Here is an 18609-nt window from a genome sequence, read left to right as displayed (position 1 = left end):
GGAAATGCCGCCGCGGTGCAAAAGTTCCCGGTTGCCCAGCGCCGCCTGCCTCTGGCCCTTTTGCGCCAAACCTCTTACATACAGGGGCGACAGGCAGAGATTGGAGCCCATCCATATGAGATCGAAAGACGGCCGCACGACCAGGGACGGCATCCGTATTCACGAGCCTGCGGACTTCGCGGGCATGCACGCGGCGGGCGCCCTGACGGCGCGGATCCTGGATGACATCGCCGCCCTAGTGTTCCCCGGCCAGACCACCGGCGAGATCGACCGCCGGATCACCGAAATGGTGGAAGAGGCCGGCGCCACCTCCGCGACCATCGGCTACAAGGGCTACCAGCACGCCAGCTGCATCTCGGTGAATCACGTGGTCTGCCACGGCATCCCCGGCGACAAGAAACTGAAGGACGGCGATATCCTCAACATCGACGTTACCGTGGTGGTCGACGGCTGGTACGGGGACAGCTCGCGCATGTATGTGGCGGGCAAGCTCAGCCGCAAGGCGGAACGGCTGATCCAGGTCACCCACGATTCGCTGATGAAGGGGATCGAGGCGGTGAAGCCCGGCAACACCTTCGGCGACATCGGCCACGCGATCCAGACCTACGCCGAAGCGCAGCGCATGAGCATCGTGCGCGACTTCTGCGGCCACGGGCTCGGCCGGGTGTTCCACGCGCCGCCCAACGTGCTGCACTACGGCCGCGCAGGCAGCGGTCCGGTGCTGGAAGAGGGCATGTTCTTCACCATCGAGCCGATGGTGAATCTGGGCCGCCCGGAGACCAAGATCCTCGCTGACGAATGGACCGCGGTGACCCGCGACAAGTCGCTGTCGGCGCAGTTCGAGCATTCGGTGGGCGTGACCGCGGACGGCGCGGAGATCTTCACCCTGTCGCCGGCCGGGAAATTCCATCCGACCTACGGGTGAGTGGAAAGATCCGGACCGGGGCTCTGCCCCGGACCCCGGGGTATTTGTGGTCAGAAAGTAACTGAGGGTCTTGGAGCCTCAAGCGCCTGTGCCGCGCCACATCAGCGTAATGTGGGTATCGCCGTATTTACGGGCGTCGTGCAGGGTGAAGCCTTCGGGTGCGGGCATCGGCGCGCTTTCCTCCCAGACTACAAGCGCGTCCCCGGCGATCCAGCCGCCGGCCAGCGCCGCCGCCAGTGCCTTTTCCCCCAAGCCCTTGCCGTAAGGCGGGTCAAGGAAGACAAGCCCGCAAGGCGCGCCCGGGTTGGGGCCGAGCTTCAGCACGTCCCTGCGGATCAGCATGGTGCTGTCTTCGGCGCGGCATAGCGCGATATTCTTGCGGATCAGCCCCGCGGAGACGCGGCCGTCATCTGCAAAGACCGCCTCCGCCGCGCCGCGCGACAGCGCCTCCAGCCCCAGCGCGCCGGTGCCTGCAAAGAGGTCGAGCACCTTGGCGCCAGGGATCGCCCCGGTGTGCATCAGCACGTTGAACAGGCTTTCGCGCACCCGGTCGGTGGTGGGGCGCAGATGTGCGCCCGCATCGCCCTTGCCCACCGCGGCCAGCGCCCGGCCGCGGAACCTGCCGGCGATGATCCTCACGCTTTCAGGAGCGGCTTCAGGTCCGCCGCCGGATCACGCACCACGGCTTTGTCCGCCGTTTTCCCTGCATCGATCAGCCGTTTCGCCACCATATAGGCGCGCGGGTCGTTCATCGCGTCGACCGCCACCAGCTGATCGCCCCTGTAGTACCAGAAGGAGACCTGTTGCCCTTCGCCCTGGCGCGTCACCACATCGTCATAGCCGCTGTTCAGCCCGGCGATCTGCAGCTTCACGTCATATTGGTCGGACCAGAACCAGGGCTGCGCCACGTAGTCCTTGCCCGCGCCCAGCATGTTCTGCGCCACGACCTCGGCCTGATCGATGGCGTTGGGCACGCTTTCCAGCCGGATGCGGCGGCCCTGGAAGGGAAAGGAGGCGCAATCGCCTGCGGCCCAGATCGCGGGCTGCGAGGTGCGGCCCTGCGCGTCCGTCCTGATGCCGTTGTCAAGTTCAAGCCCGGCCAGTTCCGCCAGCGCGGTGGACGGCGTGATCCCCACGCCCACAACGACGAAATCCACGTCCAGAACGTCACCGGAGGAGAGCACCGCGCGCGCCACCTTGCCGTCCTCGCCCTCGAGCCGTTCGAGCCCGGTGCCCTCACGGATGCCGACGCCATGCGACTGGTGCAGCTTGCGGAAATAGTCCGAGGTCTCCGGCGCCGCCACCCGTTGCAGGATGCGGTCCGCCATCTCCACCAGCGTGACGTTGAGCCCGCGTTTGGCGCAGACCGCGGCGGCCTCCAGCCCGATGTAGCCGCCGCCGACGATCAGCGCGCGCTTGCCGTCCGTCACATGCGGCGCCATCGCGTCCACGTCCGCAAGCCCCCGCACGACAAAGACGTTTTCCAGCCCGCCGCCGATTGCCTCCGGCAGGCGGCGCGGCTCGGACCCGGTGGTGAGCGCCAGCTGATCGTAGGGGATCACCTCCCCGCCGCAGGTGACGGTCCTGGCCTGCGCATCGATCGCGGTGACCGTGCAGCCCAGTTTCAGGGTGATGCGGTTTTCGGCATAGAAGCTTTCGGGGCGCAGGAACAGCCGTTCGGCCTCCATCTCGCCCAGGAGATACGCCTTGGAGAGCGGCGGGCGCTGGTAGGGCAGCGCCTCTTCGGCGCCGATCAGGGTGATCTTGCCTTCAAACCTCTCCTTGCGCAGCTTTGCCACCAGCGAGGCACCGGCCTGCCCCGCCCCGATCACGACGATATCACTCATCTCGCCTCTTGCCTCCCGCAGTAGATCCCGTCACGCTTTCCCCGGACCCTATATACCGGGCACCCCAAAACGCAATCACGAGAGAGAGGACCCTGCCATGATTTCTGTCGGAGACCGGCTGCCGGAGGCAACCCTGACGCAGATGGGCGAAAACGGCCCCGAAGAGGTGAAGCTGGCGGAGAAGACCAAGGGCCGCAAGGTGGCGATCTTCGCGGTGCCGGGGGCCTTTACGCCCACCTGCCACTCGGCGCATGTGCCGAGCTTCATCCGCACCAAGGACCAGCTGGCCGCCAAGGGCGTGGACGAGATCATCTGCATCGCCGGCAACGACCCCTTCGTGATGGCGGCCTGGGGCGATGCGACCGGCGCCAAGGACGCCGGGATCACCATGCTGGCGGATGCCGGATGCAGCTTTACGGAATCGATCGGCATGCGGTTCGATGCGCCGCCCGCCGGGCTGATCGGCCGTTCGCTGCGCTATGCCATGCTGGTCGAGGACGGCGAGGTGAAGGTCTTGAACCAGGAGGAGAACCCCGGCCAGTGCGACATCTCCGGCGGCGAGGCGCTGCTGGACGCGATGGGCTGAGGCCTCTCTGGCCTGCGGCGGTTTGTTTAGGCTGCCGCGGGCTTGCGGGCCGGACTTTGCGGCAAAGCAGCCGTGGCTCCAAATTACGCGAAATAGCTTCGGTTTGTGGCAGCCCCCCGCGCGGAACAAGGCCGAGAGGCCGCCGCGCATCGCCGGCGCGCCCCCACGCGGCGGCGATGTGGCTGCCGCTGGGCGGTCCCTCGAAAGGGTCTGCGGACTTGGCGGGGATAAACTGCCAATCATTCCCCTTTGGATCGCCTCCGCGCGCGCCGGCAATGCGCGGCTTCGTGCCCGGCAATTTCGTGCAGAGATTTCCCCTGTAAAGGATAGGTCAGCAGCCATGCCGCGATGTTTCGCGCACGAAACAACCGGACAGCATTGCTGACCTATCAAGCGGCCCGATACGCCGCGGCGCGCCTCAGCTGTGCGGCTCGCCGTAGAGGCCGTCCATCTTGCGGGCCAACTTGGCGTCCTGGGCGCTGATGCCGCCGACGTCATGGGTGGTCAGCACCACCGTCACCTTGTTGTAGACATTGCTCCACTCGGGATGGTGGTTCCACTTCTCCGCCCAGATGGCGGCGCGGGTCATCCAGCCGAAAGCATCGGTGAAATTTCCGAACTTGAAGGTCTTGGAGATCGCGTCGCGATCCTCCACCAGTTCCCATCCGGTGGCAAACAGAGGCTCCAGCAGCGGACGGCGGGCGGCGTCGGAAAGTTTCTCGGTCATTCGTGTTCCTCCACGTGCGGGTTGCGGAATGGGCCATAGCTGGTCAGGACTTCGATTTCTTCTTCGACCGCATGGCGTTCTGCCTCCAGGTAGCGGGCGATGGCAGCGGCAAAGCCGCGGTCGGCGGCCCAGTGCAGGCTGTGGGTCTGGCAGGGCAGATAGCCGCGCGCCAGCTTGTGCTCCCCCTGCGCGCCCGCCTCCACCCGGCCAAGCCCGAGGGCGACAGCCAGATCGATGGCCTGATAGTAGCACAGTTCGAAATGCAGGCAGGGGTGGTGTTCGACACATCCCCAGTAGCGCCCGTAAAGCGTGTCGCGGCCAATGAAATTCAGCGCGCCGGCGATGGGAATGCCATCCCGTTCGGCGAGAATCAGGGCAACGTCATCGCGCATCGTCTCATGCGCGATCTCGAAGAACCGGCGGGTCAGATAGGGCGAGCCCCATTTGCGCGCGCCGGTGTCCTGGTAGAACGCCCAGAAGGCATCCCAGTGGTCCGGGCGCAGCTCATCACCGGTATAGGTGCGGATGTCTCCGCCAAAGGCCTGCGCGCGGGCGCGTTCCTTGCGGATCGCCTTGCGCTTGCGCGAGGAGAGTGCCGCGAGGAAATGGTCAAAGGTGCCGTAGCCCTGGTTCAGCCAGTGGAACTGCTGAGTCGTCCGGTGCATCAGCCCCATCTCCGCGCCCATCTGCGCCTCCGATTGGGTGCAGAAGGTCACATGCAGCGAGGAGAGGTCATTGTCCGCCGCGATCTGCACCGCGCCCTGCAAGAGCGCCGCCTGGCCCGCGGCCTCAAACCCCGGACGCACCAGGAAGCGGCGGCCGGTGACGGGAGTGAAGGGCACCGCGATCTGCAGCTTGGGATAATAACGCCCGCCCGCCTGCTCGTAGGCGTGGGCCCAATTGTGGTCGAAGATGTACTCGCCCTGGCTGTGGCCCTTGGCATAAAGCGGCGCGCAGGCGATCAGCAGCCCGTCCTGCCGCGCGGTGAGATATTGCGGCTGCCAGCCGGTGCCCGGGCCCGTCGAACCGCTTTCTTCCAGCGCGCTGAGGAACCGGTGGGTGGTGAAGGGATCGCGCGGGCGGGGGCCGTCCGCGGCCTCTGGGCAGGCGCAAGCGTCCCAGTCGGCCGCGGGTATCGTGGCCAGGCTGGAATGTGCCTCAATCTTGATGCGCGGCTGATCCATCCGCTACCCCCCTGTTCCGCCGCTCTGATGTGGGCCCGATGGTGCCGCGATCAAGGTGCGGCGGGCGGCAGGTAGCCTTCGAAGGTCACATTGTCAGCAAAGGCGCGGGCGGCGCTGTCCTCGGCCGGGGTCTTCACCGTCCAGCACAGCACCGGCACTCCCTGGTCGCGCAAGCCCTGAACCCGCGGGCGGGCGAGGTCATCGGCCTGGTGGCTGATGAACGCGGCCCCGACCCGTTTGAAATCGGGAATGCCGCGCAGGTCGTCGCAGACCGCCTTGGGCAGCTCGGGCCAGTCCTGAGGGTCAAACGAGCTGGTTACCAGCCCGCGCGGGATCTCCGGCGCCAGCCGCGCCAGTTCCGCCATGGAATGCGGGTTGAAGGACATCAGCGCCACCGGACCCGCGTAATCCTTGAGCGCGTCCGCGACGGCCTGTTCGAGCGCACCCACGCCGGGGCCCATGCTGCCGTCCTGGTCCTTCAGTTCGATCAGCAAAGGCACCTGCCCCGCGACCAGCGCCAGCACCTCCGCCAGCGCCGGGATACCCTCGCCGTCGCCGCCATTGAGGGCGAGGGCCGCCAGCTCGGCCTGGCTGCGCTCCCGCACCGGGCCGGCGGCTCCGGTCATCCGGTCGAGGGTGGCGTCGTGGAACACCACCGCGAGCCCGTCACCGGACAGTTGCAGGTCGATCTCCACGCCATAGCCCGCCGCCAGGGCCGCGCGGACCGCCGCGCGGCTGTTCTCGGGGCGGGCGTGCGCCGCATCATGCAGCGCCCGGTGCGCGATGGGCGCCTGCAGGAAGACGGCGGGGAGCCCGGGTCTCATTTGATCTGGAAGACGCCGTCGATCTCGACCGCGACGCCCAGCGGCAGCGAGGGCGAGCTGACCGCGGAACGCGCGTGGCGGCCCGCGTCGCCAAGCGCGGCAACAAGGAAATCGGAGGCCCCGTTCACCACCTTGGGCTGCTCGGTGAAATCGGCGGTGGAGTTGACGAAGGCGCCGAGCTTCACCACCCGCACGAGCCGGTCGAGATCGCCGCCGCAAGCCGCCTTGAGCTGCGCCAAAAGCGCAATTGCACAGCGTTTCGCGGCGGCCTGGCCTGCGTCCACATCCATGTCAGAACCCAGCGTGCCGGTGATCAGCGCGCCGGATTCGTCTGCCGAAATCTGCCCCGAAACATAGACCATGTCCCCGGCCACCACGTAGGGCACATAGTTGGCCGCGGGGGCGGGGGCGTCGGGCAGGGTGACGCCCAGTTCCTTCAGCTTGGCTTCGATGCTCATGACACGGGGTCCTCCTGTCGGTTTTGCCCGCGACGCTAGCCAAGCGGGCCGCGATGCGAAAGAGCAAATGCGAAGCCCCTGCCCCGGTTTTGCGGCCTCAGGTCTCGCGGAAGGCGCGGTTGAAGTAGTCGGCCAGCGGCTTGACCAGATAGGCCAGCGGCGAGCGGTCGGCGGTGCGGATATAGCTTTCCACCGGCATGCCGGGAATCAGCACGGTGTCCGGCGGCAGCCGCTCCAGCTCGCCCTCGTCCAGCTCGATTTCCGCGCGGTAGTGGGATTGCCCGGTGTTGGGATCCTCAAACGCGTCGGCCGAGACCTGAGTGACCTCGCCGAACAGCTCCGGCGTGTTGCGCTGGTCGAGCGCGGAGAACCGCAGCGTCACCTCCTGGCCGAGGAAGATCTGGTCGATGTCGGTGGGCAGCACCTGCACCGCAATCACCAGCGGCCGGTCCTGCGGCACCAAGTAGAGCACCGGTTCCGCGGGCCGGATCACCGAGCGCGGCGTGTGCACCTCCATGCCGTAGACCACGCCCGAGACCGGCGCCGTGATGTGCAGCCGCTCCAGCCGCTCCAGCAGCGAGCGCCGGGTCTCGGCCAGTTCCAGCTCCTGGTAGCGCAGGTCCCGCAGGCGGGAGATCGCCTCCTCGCGCTGGCTGGTGCCAAGTTTCAGGATCTCGATGTCAATCTCGGTCATGCGGCCCTCGGCCTGGGCCTCGCTGGAGACCAGCTCGCCCAATGTGCCGTCGAGGTTGACCTGGGTGCGGCGCAGGTTCAGCACGGTGGCGGCCTGGGCAAGCCCGCGGTCGAGCAGCGACTGCTGGTTTTCCAGTTCCTCGCTGATCAGCTCGAGCTGGGTCTCGGTCGAGGCTTGCTGCGCCTCGATGCCGCGGATCTGTTCCTCGATCTGGGCCCGGCGTTTTTCCAGCTGCTCGATCTCGCGCGCGGTGGTCTCCTTGCGGGCCTCGAACAGGCGGCGCTGGCCCTCGATCAGGTCCTGCACTTCGGGACGGCCTTCAGCCAGCTCCAGCAGCACCGGGTCGAAGGTGACCTCCCCGGCGCTGTCGCGCTCCGCCTCCAGGCGGCCGCGGCGGGCCATCAGCTCGAACAGCTGGCCTTCGGTGATCACCAGCTGCGAGCGCAGCTCGTTGGCGTCGAGCCGGACCAGGGTCTCGCCCTTCTTCACGGTGTCGCCCTCGTCCACCAGGATCTCCGCGACGATGCCGCCATCGAGATGCTGCACCACCTGGCGGTTGCGGTCGACCTCGATGCGGCCGGTGGCAACCACCGCGCCCGCGATCGACGACATCACCGACCAGGTGCCGAAGCCGCCGACCAGGATCAGCAGGCTGACCAGGCCGATCATCAGCGGCCGCCGTGCGGACCATTCCTTTTCCACGCTCATCGCACACCTCCCGCGCCGCTGGCCTGGCGGATGTTCTGATGGTTCACGACCATTTCCTGCAGCACCTTGTCCTTGGGGCCAAAGGCGGCCTGGGTGCCGCGGTCGACCACCAGGAGCATGTCGCATTCCTGGATTGCGGCCGGGCGGTGCGCCATGATCAGCACCGAGCGCCCCTCCGCCTTGATCTGCTTGATCGCGGTGTTGAGCGCGATCGAGCCTTCGTTGTCGAGATTGGAATTGGGCTCGTCCAGGATCACGATGACCGGATCGTCATAGAGCGCGCGCGCCAGCCCCACCCGCTGCATCTGCCCGCCGGAGAGACGGCCGCCGCCGGCGTTCACCTTGGTGTCATAGCCCTCGGGCAGCTTCAGAATCATCTCATGCGCGGCAGCCTTTTTGGCGGCGGCAACGACCTTCTCCGGGTCGGGCTCCCCGGCCAGGCGGGCGATGTTCTGGGCAATCGTGCCCTCGAACACCTGCACCCGCTGCGGCAGGTAGCCGATATGGGCGCCCAGCACGTCCGGGTCGTATTGGTCGAGCGCCGCGCCGTCGAGCCGTACGGTGCCCGCGGCCGGGCGCCAGGCGCCGGTGAGCGCGCGCGCCAGCGTCGACTTGCCAGAGCCGGACGGGCCGATCACGCCAACGGCCTGGCCCGGCTGCACCCGGAAGCTGACATTGCGCAGCTGCGGGCGGCTGTCACCCGGGGGCACCACCGCGAGCCCGGTTACCTCCAGCAGCGCCTTGGGCTTGGGCAGCGCGGTGCGCGGTTTTTCCTCCGGCACCTTGGAGAGCAGCTCGGCCAGGCTGTGCCAGCCCTTCAGCGCCCGCTGCACCAGCGCCCATTGGCCCAGCGCCAGCTCGATCGGGGCCAGCGCCCGGCCCATCAGGATGGACCCGGCGATCATCGCGCCCGGCGTCACCTCGTTCTGCAGCACCAGATAGGCGCCCAGCCCCAGCATCGCCGATTGCAGGAACAGCCGCAGCGTCTTGGTCAGCGTGGTATAGCCGCCGCCGGTGTCATTGGCGGCCACCGAGTCCTGCAGCGCTGCATGGCGCGCGGACTTCCAACGGTTGAAGGCGGCGCCGCGCATGCCCATCGACTGAATCATCTCCGCCTCGGTGCGGATTTCCTCGGACATCAGGCCGGCCTTGTGGCCGGTGGCCTGCGCCTTCTGCATCGGCGTCCGGGTGAACAGCTGGTTGAGCACCGCAACGAAGATCAGCACCCCGCCGCCGGCCAGCGCCAAAAGGCCCAGCCAGGGGTGGAACAGCGCGATGCCGGCCAGGAACACCGGCGTCCAGGGCAGGTCGAAACCCGCGGTCAGCACCGGCGAAGAAATCAGCCGCTGCTGCGCCTCGAGATCGGACAGCCCGGTCTGCGCCACCGGGTCCTGCGCCACCGCGGAACGGCGAATCATCGCGTCGAACACCCGCTTGTCCAGCGCCGCCTGGAACCGCGCGCCCGCGCGCGCCATGATCCGGCCGCGGGCATAGTCGAGAATGCCCATCATGCCGTAGAGGAACACCACCAGCAGCGACAGCGCCACCAGCGTTGCCTCCGAGCGGCTGCCCAGCACCCGGTCATAGACCTGCATCATGTAGAGCGGCCCGGTGAGCATCAGCAGGTTCACGAAGAAACTGAAGACTCCAGTGAACCAGTACAGGCCGCGGCTTTGGCGGCGCACCGCCCGCAGCTCTTCATAGCCGTCTTTATATACGCTTTTATTCATGCTCGGACTGCAATATCTGTTTCGGGAGCCGGGATCAGGCGGATTCTTCCGGTGCTTGCGCACCTGCGCCTGTTCCCAATATGCCACATGCGGGCACGAAATTCACAACGCATCTGGGATAGTGGGAAAAGGTTACTACGTGCTTTCCCGCCGTGCCGCAGATTCTGACCGAATGGACATGTAATCGAATGACCCTCTCGTTGCGACCCCTATTCCTCGCCGGTGCGCTGATTCTAGCCGGTCTAACGGCTGGCTGCGCCACGCAGAGCCCCGAGGCGCGGGCCGCAGGCGAAGTGCACGACCCCTATGAGCCTGCCAACCGCGCCGTGCACGGCTTCAACCGCGGCGTCGACCGGCTGGCCTTCCGCCCCGCGTCCAAGGGTTATGTCGCGATTGTGCCGGCGCCGATGGTGACGGCGTTTTCCGATTTCGCCGAGAATCTGTCGATGCCGGGGCAGATGGTGAACGCGCTGCTGCAGGGCGACCTGAAGACGGCCGGCAACGCGCTGTCGCGCTTCCTGATGAACTCCACCCTCGGGCTTGCGGGCCTGGGCGATCCGGCCGCCGAATTCGGCATCCCGGAGGTCAACACCGATTTCGGCGAGACCCTGCATGTCTGGGGCGTCGCCGAAGGGCCCTATGTGGAGCTGCCGCTGTTCGGCCCCTCGACCGGGCGCGACGCGGTGGGGCTGGCGGTGGATTTCTTCACCAACCCGATCACTTATGCCGGGAACAATCCGGCCGATGACATCAATGCCTATGCCCAGGTGGTGCGCCGGATGGGCGATCGCGGCAGGTATTCCGACACGATCGACTCGATTCTCTATGAAAGCGCCGACAGCTACTCGCAGTCGCGGCTGATCTACCTGCAGAACCGCCGCTTCAAGCTGGGCACTGCCGCGGAGATCGAGGAAATCGACCCGTTCGAACTGAGCACCGAAGGATTCTGATGATGATGGACCGCCGTATCTTCCTGACCGGACTGGGCGCGACCCTGCTGGCCGCGCCGCAGGCGCTGTGGGCGCTGAACGAAAACGACGCCAGCCAGCTGATCAACCGCCTGATCACCGACATCAACCGGGTGATCGGCTCCGGCAAGTCCGAGAGCGCGATGTACCGCGACTTCGAGCGCATCTTCCAGCGCTACAGCGACACCTCCTATATCTCGGCCTACGCGCTTGGCGCCGATGCCCGCCGCGCCTCGGCAGCGCAGAAACGGGCGTTCTCGGACGCCTTCCAGGCCTATGTGGCGCGCAAATACGGCCAGCGCTTCCGCGAGTTCATCGGCGGGCGGCTGGAGGTGACCGGCGTCAAGCGGGTGAAGAAGTGGTTCGAAGTCAGCACCGTGGCTTATCTCAAGGGCCAGGCCCCCTTCGAGGTGACCTTCCTGGTATCGAATCGGTCGGGACAGAACCTGTTTTTCAACATGTATATCGAGGGCGTGAACCTGCTGTTGACCGAGCGCACCGAGATCGGCGCGATCCTGGACCGCAACCGGGGCAATATCGACGCGCTGGTGGCCGAGCTGAAGCGGCAGAGCTGATACCGGCGGCGCGGCGCGCCCGAGAGCCAAGACAGGCCCTCGCTTCGGGGGCCTTTTTCGTGGCGCGCTGCGGCCTGGCCATGGGCGCGTCAGGACCTGACGGCGCGGCACGCCCGGCCACTCCCTTGCCAATCTCCGCCCTTGTGCCCTGCCTGATGCAACGCGCAGCGGCGCGCGCGGAGGCGATCTTGCCATCGTGACTGGCAGCCTCTGCCGGCCACTGCAGCGCACCCTCCCGGCGGAATGCTTTCCCTGGCCGAATCGCCGCAGCGCGGGCGCGCGCGGGCAATGCGCGGCGGCCTCCCGGCCTGGTTCCGCACTTGCCTCAGCTGGAGACGCCGGGAAGGGCCCCGCCTGTATGGATTGCCTCTTACACCGCAGAACCCGATGCCCTCCCGCCCGGCGCCTGCCGCATCAAGGATGCGGCAAGCCGGTTGGGTCGGGCGCCCTGCCTGCGGCAGGGCGCAGCGCCGCCCCGCGAGGGGCGGCGCCGGGCCCAACGGCCAAGGGTCTGTGCCAGCAGGCCCGCGGCGGGCGGGAGAGCTCCGGCCGCGGCAGCGCGAGACGCGGAGGCCGGGTTAGCTGGGGCCGCAGCGGGGCGGGCGGGGTCAGTTGCCGAAGAGGTCGCGCAGGATGCCGTTCACCGCGCGTTCCAGCTCCTTGCCGATTTGCGGGCCCTGGCGCTGGCGGCGTCTTTTCTGCGGCTGAGGTTCCGGCGCCGCGACCGGTTCGGGCTCCAGCATCGGCAGCGGTTTCGGCTCCAGGCCTTCGTGCACCCGCACCATGGTCTCTTGCCAGATCTCGGCCGGCAGGCCGCCGCCGGTCACGCCGGTGAGCGGCGTGTTGTCGTCATACCCCATCCAGACCCCGGCCACGTAATCGGCGGTGAAGCCGATGAACCAGGCGTCCTTGGCGGCCGAGGTGGTCCCCGACTTGCCCGCTGCCTGCCAGCCCGGGATCTGCGCCCGCTGGCCGGTGCCGCCGGCAATCACCTTCTCCATCATCCAGACCAGCTGCTGTGCGGCCTCGGGGCGGATCACCCGCTCGCCGATGCCGCCGCTGGCACCCATCAGCGGCGCGCTGTCTTCGACCAGCTTCAGCTCGGTCACCCCGTAAGGCGTCACAGAAGACCCGCCGTTCAGGATGCCAGCGTAGGCGCCCGACATTTCCAGAAGCGAGCTTTCCGACGCGCCAAGCGCCAGCGCGGGACCCGCGGCGAGGTCGCTGTCGATGCCAAAATCTCGCGCCACCCGGCTGACCTTGTCGCGGCCCACGGCTTCGGAGAGTTTCACCGCTGGCACGTTCAGCGAATCGCGCAAGGCGCGCGCCAGCGTCACCTCGCCATAGAACCGCTTGGTGTAGTTCTTCGGGCACCATTGGCCGGAGCCGGGGATGGACAGGCAGTATTGCGCATCGAGCAGCCGGTCATAGGGCGAATATCCCAGCTCCAGCGCGGTGGCATAGACAAAGGGCTTGAAGGCGGAACCGGTCTGCCGCTTGGCTTGCGTCGCGCGGTTGAACACGCCCGAGACCCGCGTCTTGCGCCCGCCCACCATCGCGCGCACCGCGCCGTCGGCGCTCATCACCACAATCGCGGCCTGCGCCTTGGAGCCGTCGCGCACCTTGTTTTCGAACACGTCCTTCAGCGCCGATTCGGCGGCGCGCTGCAGGCGCTGGTCAAGCGTGGTGCGGATCACCACGTCCTCGGTGGTCTGGTCGCCGAGGAAATCGGGAATGGTATCCATCACCCAGTCGGCGAAATAGCCGCCTGCCCGTGCGGCGGCAGCCTCGCTGAGGCCCGCCGGGTTATCCTGGTTGCGGCGCATCTCGGCGGTGGTGAGGTAGCCCTGCTCCTGCATCAGCCGCAGCACTGTGGCGGCGCGGTCCTGCGAGCGTTCCAGGCTGTTGGTCGGCGCCAGTGTGGACGGCGCGGTCAGCAGGCCTGCCAGCATCGCGCCCTCGGCCGGGTTCAGCTGGTTGGCGGACTTGCCGAAATAGCGCTGCGCCGCGGCCTCGGCGCCGTAGGCGCCGCCGCCCATATAGGCTCGGTTCATGTAGATCGAGAGGATCTCGTCCTTGGTGTATTTCGCCTCCATCGCGAGGGCGAAGATGGCCTCCCGCGCCTTGCGCCAGAGCGAGCTCTTGCGGCAGTCGGCCTCATAGGCGCTTTCGCTCTTCCACTCTTTGGGGTCGTATTCACGGCCGAGGCACAGGAGTTTCGCGGTCTGCTGGGTGATGGTGGAGCCGCCGTGGCCGGAAAGCGGCCCGCGCCCCTCGCTGAGGTTGATGCGCACGGCGCTGGCGACGCCGCGCGGCGAAATCCCGAAATGGCGGTAGAAGCGCTTGTCTTCGGTGGCGACGATGGCGTTCTTCAGATGCGGCGAGACGGTATCGGCGCGCACCACGCCGCCGAACTGGTCGCCGCGCCAGGCAAAGACCTCGCCGGAGCGGTCGAGAAGCGTGACCGAGCCGCGCGCGCGCCCGTCGAGATAGGCGGCGACATCGGGCAGGCGCATGTACTGGAAGGCCACCGCCGCCGCTACCAGCAAACACACCACCATGCCGACGCGCCAGGCAAAGCCGAAGGTGAGCCGCAGCGCCCAGCGCACCGGCGCCAGCAGCGTATAAAGCAGGCCGCGCTTTTTCGGCGCCGTGCGGGCGCGGGTCTTCTTGCGCGCGAACAGGCCGAACAGCCCCTTGCGCGCGGGTTGCGGCTTCTGCGCCGGTTTGCGCCGCTGCGGCGGCTTGGTCTTGCCGCGTGCGCCATAGCGCCTGTCTGCGACCAAGGGCTTGCGCCCGGATCCTTGAGCCATTGCCAGTTCCTGCCCGGTAGTCCGTTTTGCCGGGGACCATACCGCGGCCGCCGCGCTTTGTAGAGGCGGAATCCGGGCTTTCTCCCCTTCCTCAGCTGAGCGGTTTTTATGCGCCCCGCACGGAAGGCGCAAAATTATTGTGCATTCGCAGAAAGACGCGCGGATTCCTGCTGCCCCGGGATAGGCCCGACTCGGCCCAGCGGCTTTGCTGCAGGTGCAAAGAGCGCGGGCCCCTCGGCCTGCGGCCATGGCCCAAGGCCACAGCAAAGAGGTGCCGACATGAAAATGATCATAGCCGCCATCAAGCCCTTCAAGCTCGACGAGGTCCGCGAAGCGCTGACCGGGATCGGGATTTCGGGGCTGATGGTCACGGAAATCAAGGGGTTCGGCGCGCAGGCCGGCCATACCGAGATCTACCGCGGCGCGGAATACGAAGTGAATTTTGTGCCCAAGGTGAAGCTGGAGCTGGTGGTGCCGGCCGAGCAGGCCGAGCAGGCCGTGCGCGTGATCACCGAAACCGCCCGCACCGGCAAGATCGGCGACGGCAAGATCTTTGTCCTTGATGTGGACCAGGCGGTGCGGGTGCGCACTGGCGAAACCAACCTCGAAGCGCTGTGAAGGCGCCCGTTCCGGAGGAAAGACTTATGAAGAAACTGACCCTTCCCCTTGCGGCCCTGGCGCTGAGTGCGCTGCCCGGGCTGGCGCTGGCGCAGGAGGCTCCGGCGGCGGGTGTGAACCCGGCAACCGACACGGTGTTCATCCTGAACTCGCTCTTGTTCCTGATCGGCGGCTGCCTGGTGTTCTGGATGGCGGCGGGCTTTGCAATGCTGGAAGCGGGGCTGGTGCGCTCCAAGAACGTCACCATGCAGCTGACCAAGAACATGGCGCTGTTCTCCCTGGCTGCCGTGTTCTACTGGCTGATCGGCTACAACCTGATGTACCCGCTGGGCACCTGGGCGGTGGACGGGGTTCTGTCCGGCGTCTTTGGCCCCGGCGTGCTGGAGGCGGTGGGGATCACCGCGGACCAGGCCGATGACTACTCCTATGCCGCGACCGGCTCGGACTTCTTCTTCCAGCTGATGTTCTGCGCGGCGACCGCCTCGATCGTCTCCGGCACCCTGGCCGAGCGCATCAAGCTGTGGCCCTTCCTGATTTTCACGGTGATCCTGACGGCCGTCATCTACCCGCTGCAGGCCAGCTGGAAATGGGGCGGCGGCTTCCTCGACCAGATGGGCTTCCTGGATTTCGCAGGCTCCAGCGTGGTGCATTCGGTGGGCGGCTGGGCCGCGCTGACCGGGGCGCTGGTTCTGGGACCGCGCATCGGCAAGTACAAGGACGGCAAGACCATCCCGATGCCCGGTTCCAACCTGGCGCTGGCGACGCTTGGCACCTTCATCCTGTGGATGGGCTGGTTCGGCTTCAACGGCGGCTCGCAGCTGGCGATGGGCACCGTGGGCGACGTGGCGGACATCTCCCGCATCTTCGCCAACACCAATGCGGCCGCGGCGGCCGGCGCGGCGGCGGCGCTGGTGCTGACCCAGGTGATGTTCAAGAAGCCCGACCTCACCATGATCCTGAACGGCGCCCTGGGCGGCCTGGTGGCGATCACCGCCGAGCCGCTGACCCCGGGCCTGGGCCTCGCGACGCTGATCGGCGCGGCGGGCGGTGTCATCGTGGTCTTCGCGGTGCCGATGCTGGACAAGCTGCGCATCGACGACGTGGTCGGCGCCATCCCGGTGCACCTGATCTGCGGCATCTGGGGCACCATCGCGGTGGTGCTGTCGAACCCGGATGCAAGCCTGCTCACACAGCTGACCGGCATCGCGGTGATCGGTGTCTTCACCGTGGCCGCCTCCGCCGTGGTCTGGATGGTGCTGCGCGCCACCATCGGCATCCGGGTCGAGGAAGAAGACGAGGTCAACGGGCTCGACATGGCCGAGCTGGGCATGGAGGCCTACCCGGAGTTCTCGCCAAGCTGAGCCATCGGGCAGATGTGAAAGCAAAGGCGGCGCCCTGCGGGGCGCCGTTTTCTTTCTGGGCACCGCCCCGCCCATCATGAGAACACCAAAGCGCGGAACAAGGCCGCCAGGCCGCCGCGCATCGCCGGCGCGCCCCCACGCGGCGGCGATCTGGCGGCGGCTGGGCGGTTCCTCGGTAGGGCGTACGGATGCGGCTGGGATAAAGTGCCGGTCAAACCCATTCGGATCGCCCCCGCGCGCGCCGACGATGCGCAGCCCGGTGCCCCATCCTCAAAGCCTCAGCCAGCTCCGCCAGCGTCCTGCGGGGGCAAAAGCTTTGAAAAGCTTTTGCCAAGACTTTTTAAAAGTCTTAGGCCACGCCGCGCCACGAAAAAACGCGCCCGCTTGGGGCGCGTTTGCTGCTTTCTGGAATGAGGGTCAGACGCCGGCGTCGACGATCGCCTTGGCCAGCAGCGGCACCGTCTGCGCGTTGAGGCCCGCGATGTTCATCCGGCTGTCGCCCACCATGTAGATGCCATTGTCCGCGCGCATCTTTTCGACCAGCTCGGGCGTGGTGCCGAGCAGCGAGAACATGCCGCGGTGCTGGGCCAGGAAGCCGAAGCGGTCAGAGCCGGTCAGCCGCTGCAGCTCATCCGCCAGCTGCTGGCGCAGGGCCAGCATGCCAAGCCGGGTGTCTTCCAGCTCAGAAGCCCAATCGGCGCGCAAGCCCGCGTCATTGAGGATCATCGTCACCAGACGCGCGCCGTGATCCGGCGGGAAGGAGTAGTTTTGCCGGTTGAGGAAAGCGAGCGTGCCCTGGTTCAGCGCTTGCGCGCCCTTGTCCTGGCTCACCGCCATCAACAGGCCGGTGCGCTCGCGGTAGATGCCGAAGTTCTTGGAGCAGCTCGCCGCGATCAGCACCTCGGGGCAGCTGGAGGCCACCAGGCGCACGCCCTTGGCGTCCTCTTCCAGACCGTCGCCGAAGCCCTGGTAGGCGATGTCGATCATCGGGATCAGACCGCGCTCGTTCATCAGCGCGATGACTTCTTTCCACTGCACCGCGTTGAGGTTGGCGCCGGTGGGGTTGTGGCAGCAGCCGTGCAGAAGCACCACGTCGCCCTTGCTGGCCCCCTTCAGGTCTTCGATCATGCCGTCGAAGTTCACGCCGCGGGTTTCGCTGTCGAAATAGCGGTAGGTGACGGTTTCGATGCCAACGTATTTCAGGATCGAGATGTGGTTCGGCCAGGTCGGGTCGGAGACGAAGACGCGCGCCTTGGGGTTGGCCATCCGGATCATCTCGAAGGCCTGGCGCACGGCGCCGGTGCCGCCGGGAGTGGCGGCGGCGGCGATGTTCTCACGCGCGACCGCATCGCCCAGGATCAGCTGGATCATCGCGTCCGCATAGGCCGGGTCACCGGCGAGGCCGACATAGGCCTTGGTGGTCTGCTCTTCCCACAGCTTGTGCTCGGCGGCCTTGATGGCGCGCATCACCGGAGTGACGCCTTCGGCGTTCTTGTAGACGCCGACGCCAAGGTCGATCTTCCCGGCGCGCGGGTCGTCGCGGTACATCTGCATGAGCGCCAGGATCTTGTCGGCTGGCTGGGCTTTCAGGGTCTCGAACATCAGGTCTCTCCGGTAGCAACGGGAAGGGTCGGGAAGGCGCCCCATTCCACCCAGGAGCCATCGTAGAGCGCGTGGTCGGTCTTGCCGATCCGCTCCAGGGCGAGGCTGAGGACGGCGGCGGTCACACCCGATCCGCAGGTGGTGATGACGGGTTTGGCGAGGTCGGCACCGGCGGCCTCGAAGGTGGCGCGGAGGCCGTCTGCATCCTTCATGGTGCCGTCCTCGTTGAACAGCGTGCCGAAAGGCACGTTCTTCGCACCCGGAATGTGGCCCGCGCGCAGACCCGGGCGGGGTTCGGGGCTGTCGCCGCGGAAGCGTTCGGCGGAGCGGGCGTCGATGATTTCGTGGTCGCCCAGCTTGGCCGCGGCGGAGACCTGGGTGACATCGCGCACCAGATGGTTCTGCACCCGCACCGTCATGTGGCGGTCGCGGATCACCGGCGGCAGGTCCTCGACCGGGCGGCCCTCGGCCTGCCACTTGGGGAAGCCGCCGTCGAGCACAGCCACATTCTCCTGCCCCATCAGGCGGAACAGCCACCAGACGCGGGCGGCGGAGAACAGGCCCATGCCGTCATAAATCACCACCTGGTGGCCGTCGCCCACGCCCATCGCGCGCAGGCGGGACATGAACTTTTCCACCGGCGGCACCATATGCGGCAGGTCGGAGCGGTGGTCCGAGATCTCCTCGATGTCGAAGAAGCGGGCGCCGGGAATATGCGCGGCGGCGTATTCGGCCTTGGCGTTGCGCTCCTGCTGCGGCAGGTACCAGGAGGCATCGAGCACCCTGAGGTCGGGGTCCTTCAGATGGGCCGCCAGCCACTCGGTGGAAACAAGGGTTTTCGGATCATCCTGCATCGCTGCCCTCCCGTCATGCGCTTGCGCATGGGTACTATTGCCGCGGCGGAGGCGCAAGGGAAGCCCGCAGCCACCGCCGAGGATAATCGCGCCGGGCGCACCGCAAGATGGCGGCGATGCGCCCGGCTTCCTGGC

Annotated in this window: 17 protein-coding genes; 6 read left to right on the top strand and 11 right to left on the bottom strand. The window is 67.2% G+C overall.

What is annotated here, in order from left to right; translation table 11 throughout:
• Window positions 1-115 precede the first annotated feature (115 nt).
• The gene (map, locus tag ACOHX0_RS01010; RefSeq protein WP_420674755.1) at window positions 116-925 is read left to right on the top strand and encodes a type I methionyl aminopeptidase; all 810 of its coding nucleotides are present in this window, start codon (window positions 116-118) and stop codon (window positions 923-925) included.
• A gap of 78 nt (window positions 926-1003) precedes the next feature.
• Here the strand turns inward: map and rsmD are convergent, their stop codons facing one another.
• Window positions 1004-1564: a 16S rRNA (guanine(966)-N(2))-methyltransferase RsmD gene (gene rsmD / locus ACOHX0_RS01005; RefSeq protein ID WP_420674754.1), complete on the bottom strand. Its 561-nt coding sequence runs from the start codon at window positions 1562-1564 to the stop codon at window positions 1004-1006.
• Window positions 1561-2772, bottom strand: a complete 1212-nt coding sequence (locus tag ACOHX0_RS01000; RefSeq protein WP_420674753.1) for an NAD(P)/FAD-dependent oxidoreductase — start codon at window positions 2770-2772, stop codon at window positions 1561-1563. Before ACOHX0_RS01000 ends, rsmD begins: the two co-directional genes overlap by 4 nt.
• A gap of 97 nt (window positions 2773-2869) precedes the next feature.
• Here ACOHX0_RS01000 and ACOHX0_RS00995 point away from each other — a divergent pair, with 97 nt between their 5' ends.
• Window positions 2870-3358, top strand: coding sequence for a peroxiredoxin (locus tag ACOHX0_RS00995; RefSeq protein ID WP_420674752.1), 489 nt, complete (start codon window positions 2870-2872; stop codon window positions 3356-3358).
• Between the two features lie 418 nt (window positions 3359-3776).
• On the opposite strand, the gene ACOHX0_RS00990 is transcribed toward ACOHX0_RS00995, so the two are convergent.
• From ACOHX0_RS00990 to ACOHX0_RS00965, 6 genes are all read right to left on the bottom strand, one after another.
• A complete protein-coding gene (locus ACOHX0_RS00990) occupies window positions 3777-4085 on the bottom strand; it encodes a 4a-hydroxytetrahydrobiopterin dehydratase (RefSeq protein WP_420674751.1) in 309 nt (102 codons plus the stop codon).
• Window positions 4082-5269 carry a GNAT family N-acetyltransferase gene (locus tag ACOHX0_RS00985; RefSeq protein WP_420674750.1) on the bottom strand — a complete coding sequence of 396 codons (1188 nt, stop codon included), beginning with the start codon at window positions 5267-5269 and terminating at the stop codon, window positions 4082-4084. The genes ACOHX0_RS00990 and ACOHX0_RS00985 overlap by 4 nt, the downstream gene beginning before the upstream one ends.
• Before the next feature lie 50 nt (window positions 5270-5319).
• Window positions 5320-6093: a glycerophosphodiester phosphodiesterase family protein gene (locus ACOHX0_RS00980; protein WP_420674749.1), complete on the bottom strand. Its 774-nt coding sequence runs from the start codon at window positions 6091-6093 to the stop codon at window positions 5320-5322.
• Window positions 6090-6551 (bottom strand): RidA family protein, encoded by a 462-nt coding sequence (locus ACOHX0_RS00975; protein WP_420674748.1) that lies wholly within the window; start codon window positions 6549-6551, stop codon window positions 6090-6092. Before ACOHX0_RS00975 ends, ACOHX0_RS00980 begins: the two co-directional genes overlap by 4 nt.
• A gap of 97 nt (window positions 6552-6648) precedes the next feature.
• A complete protein-coding gene (locus ACOHX0_RS00970) occupies window positions 6649-7953 on the bottom strand; it encodes an HlyD family type I secretion periplasmic adaptor subunit (protein ID WP_420674747.1) in 1305 nt (434 codons plus the stop codon).
• Window positions 7950-9683: a type I secretion system permease/ATPase gene (locus tag ACOHX0_RS00965; RefSeq protein WP_420674746.1), complete on the bottom strand. Its 1734-nt coding sequence runs from the start codon at window positions 9681-9683 to the stop codon at window positions 7950-7952. The genes ACOHX0_RS00970 and ACOHX0_RS00965 overlap by 4 nt, the downstream gene beginning before the upstream one ends.
• Before the next feature lie 188 nt (window positions 9684-9871).
• Here ACOHX0_RS00965 and ACOHX0_RS00960 point away from each other — a divergent pair, with 188 nt between their 5' ends.
• A complete protein-coding gene (locus ACOHX0_RS00960; protein ID WP_420674745.1) occupies window positions 9872-10633 on the top strand; it encodes an MlaA family lipoprotein in 762 nt (253 codons plus the stop codon).
• A 5-nt stretch (window positions 10634-10638) separates the two neighbouring features.
• On the top strand, window positions 10639-11226 hold the full coding sequence (locus tag ACOHX0_RS00955) for an MlaC/ttg2D family ABC transporter substrate-binding protein (RefSeq protein ID WP_420674903.1): 588 nt from the start codon (window positions 10639-10641) through the stop codon (window positions 11224-11226).
• 608 nt (window positions 11227-11834) lie between these two features.
• Here ACOHX0_RS00955 and ACOHX0_RS00950 read toward each other — a convergent pair.
• Window positions 11835-14039, bottom strand: coding sequence for a transglycosylase domain-containing protein (locus ACOHX0_RS00950; RefSeq protein ID WP_420674744.1), 2205 nt, complete (start codon window positions 14037-14039; stop codon window positions 11835-11837).
• 279 nt (window positions 14040-14318) lie between these two features.
• On the opposite strand from ACOHX0_RS00950, the gene ACOHX0_RS00945 reads away from it, so the two are divergent.
• Together ACOHX0_RS00945 and ACOHX0_RS00940 are read left to right on the top strand one after the other, a co-directional pair.
• Complete coding sequence (locus ACOHX0_RS00945; protein ID WP_420674743.1) at window positions 14319-14657, top strand: P-II family nitrogen regulator; 339 nt, start codon at window positions 14319-14321, stop codon at window positions 14655-14657.
• A gap of 26 nt (window positions 14658-14683) precedes the next feature.
• Window positions 14684-16018 carry an ammonium transporter gene (locus ACOHX0_RS00940; protein WP_420674742.1) on the top strand — a complete coding sequence of 445 codons (1335 nt, stop codon included), beginning with the start codon at window positions 14684-14686 and terminating at the stop codon, window positions 16016-16018.
• A 417-nt stretch (window positions 16019-16435) separates the two neighbouring features.
• Here the strand turns inward: ACOHX0_RS00940 and ACOHX0_RS00935 are convergent, their stop codons facing one another.
• A complete protein-coding gene (locus ACOHX0_RS00935; protein ID WP_420674741.1) occupies window positions 16436-17620 on the bottom strand; it encodes an amino acid aminotransferase in 1185 nt (394 codons plus the stop codon).
• The gene (sseA, locus tag ACOHX0_RS00930) at window positions 17620-18474 is read right to left on the bottom strand and encodes a 3-mercaptopyruvate sulfurtransferase (RefSeq protein WP_420674740.1); all 855 of its coding nucleotides are present in this window, start codon (window positions 18472-18474) and stop codon (window positions 17620-17622) included. The genes ACOHX0_RS00935 and sseA overlap by 1 nt, the downstream gene beginning before the upstream one ends.
• Window positions 18475-18609 lie beyond the last annotated feature (135 nt).

The sequence above is a fragment of the Cribrihabitans pelagius genome, from assembly GCF_048820915.1.
Classification (GTDB): Bacteria; Pseudomonadota; Alphaproteobacteria; order Rhodobacterales; family Rhodobacteraceae; genus Cribrihabitans_A; species Cribrihabitans_A pelagius.
Note: the sequence above shows the minus strand (reverse complement) of the source record. Positions and strands in the feature narration are given on the sequence as shown.

Excerpts from the sequence above, each read along its gene's own strand:
- ACOHX0_RS00970 (WP_420674747.1), bottom strand. The coding sequence starts at position 7,953 with ATGAGCGTGGAAAAGGAATGGTCCGCACGGCGGCCGCTGATGATCGGC.
- ACOHX0_RS00935 (WP_420674741.1), bottom strand. The coding sequence starts at position 17,620 with ATGTTCGAGACCCTGAAAGCCCAGCCAGCCGACAAGATCCTGGCGCTC.
- ACOHX0_RS00995 (WP_420674752.1), top strand. The coding sequence starts at position 2,870 with ATGATTTCTGTCGGAGACCGGCTGCCGGAGGCAACCCTGACGCAGATG.
- sseA (WP_420674740.1), bottom strand. The coding sequence starts at position 18,474 with ATGCAGGATGATCCGAAAACCCTTGTTTCCACCGAGTGGCTGGCGGCC.
- ACOHX0_RS01000 (WP_420674753.1), bottom strand. The coding sequence starts at position 2,772 with ATGAGTGATATCGTCGTGATCGGGGCGGGGCAGGCCGGTGCCTCGCTG.
- ACOHX0_RS00985 (WP_420674750.1), bottom strand. The coding sequence starts at position 5,269 with ATGGATCAGCCGCGCATCAAGATTGAGGCACATTCCAGCCTGGCCACG.
- ACOHX0_RS00950 (WP_420674744.1), bottom strand. The coding sequence starts at position 14,039 with ATGGCTCAAGGATCCGGGCGCAAGCCCTTGGTCGCAGACAGGCGCTAT.
- ACOHX0_RS00955 (WP_420674903.1), top strand. The coding sequence starts at position 10,639 with ATGGACCGCCGTATCTTCCTGACCGGACTGGGCGCGACCCTGCTGGCC.
- ACOHX0_RS00980 (WP_420674749.1), bottom strand. The coding sequence starts at position 6,093 with ATGAGACCCGGGCTCCCCGCCGTCTTCCTGCAGGCGCCCATCGCGCAC.
- ACOHX0_RS00945 (WP_420674743.1), top strand. The coding sequence starts at position 14,319 with ATGAAAATGATCATAGCCGCCATCAAGCCCTTCAAGCTCGACGAGGTC.
- map (WP_420674755.1), top strand. The coding sequence starts at position 116 with ATGAGATCGAAAGACGGCCGCACGACCAGGGACGGCATCCGTATTCAC.
- ACOHX0_RS00990 (WP_420674751.1), bottom strand. The coding sequence starts at position 4,085 with ATGACCGAGAAACTTTCCGACGCCGCCCGCCGTCCGCTGCTGGAGCCT.
- ACOHX0_RS00965 (WP_420674746.1), bottom strand. The coding sequence starts at position 9,683 with ATGAATAAAAGCGTATATAAAGACGGCTATGAAGAGCTGCGGGCGGTG.
- ACOHX0_RS00960 (WP_420674745.1), top strand. The coding sequence starts at position 9,872 with ATGACCCTCTCGTTGCGACCCCTATTCCTCGCCGGTGCGCTGATTCTA.
- ACOHX0_RS00975 (WP_420674748.1), bottom strand. The coding sequence starts at position 6,551 with ATGAGCATCGAAGCCAAGCTGAAGGAACTGGGCGTCACCCTGCCCGAC.
- ACOHX0_RS00940 (WP_420674742.1), top strand. The coding sequence starts at position 14,684 with ATGAAGAAACTGACCCTTCCCCTTGCGGCCCTGGCGCTGAGTGCGCTG.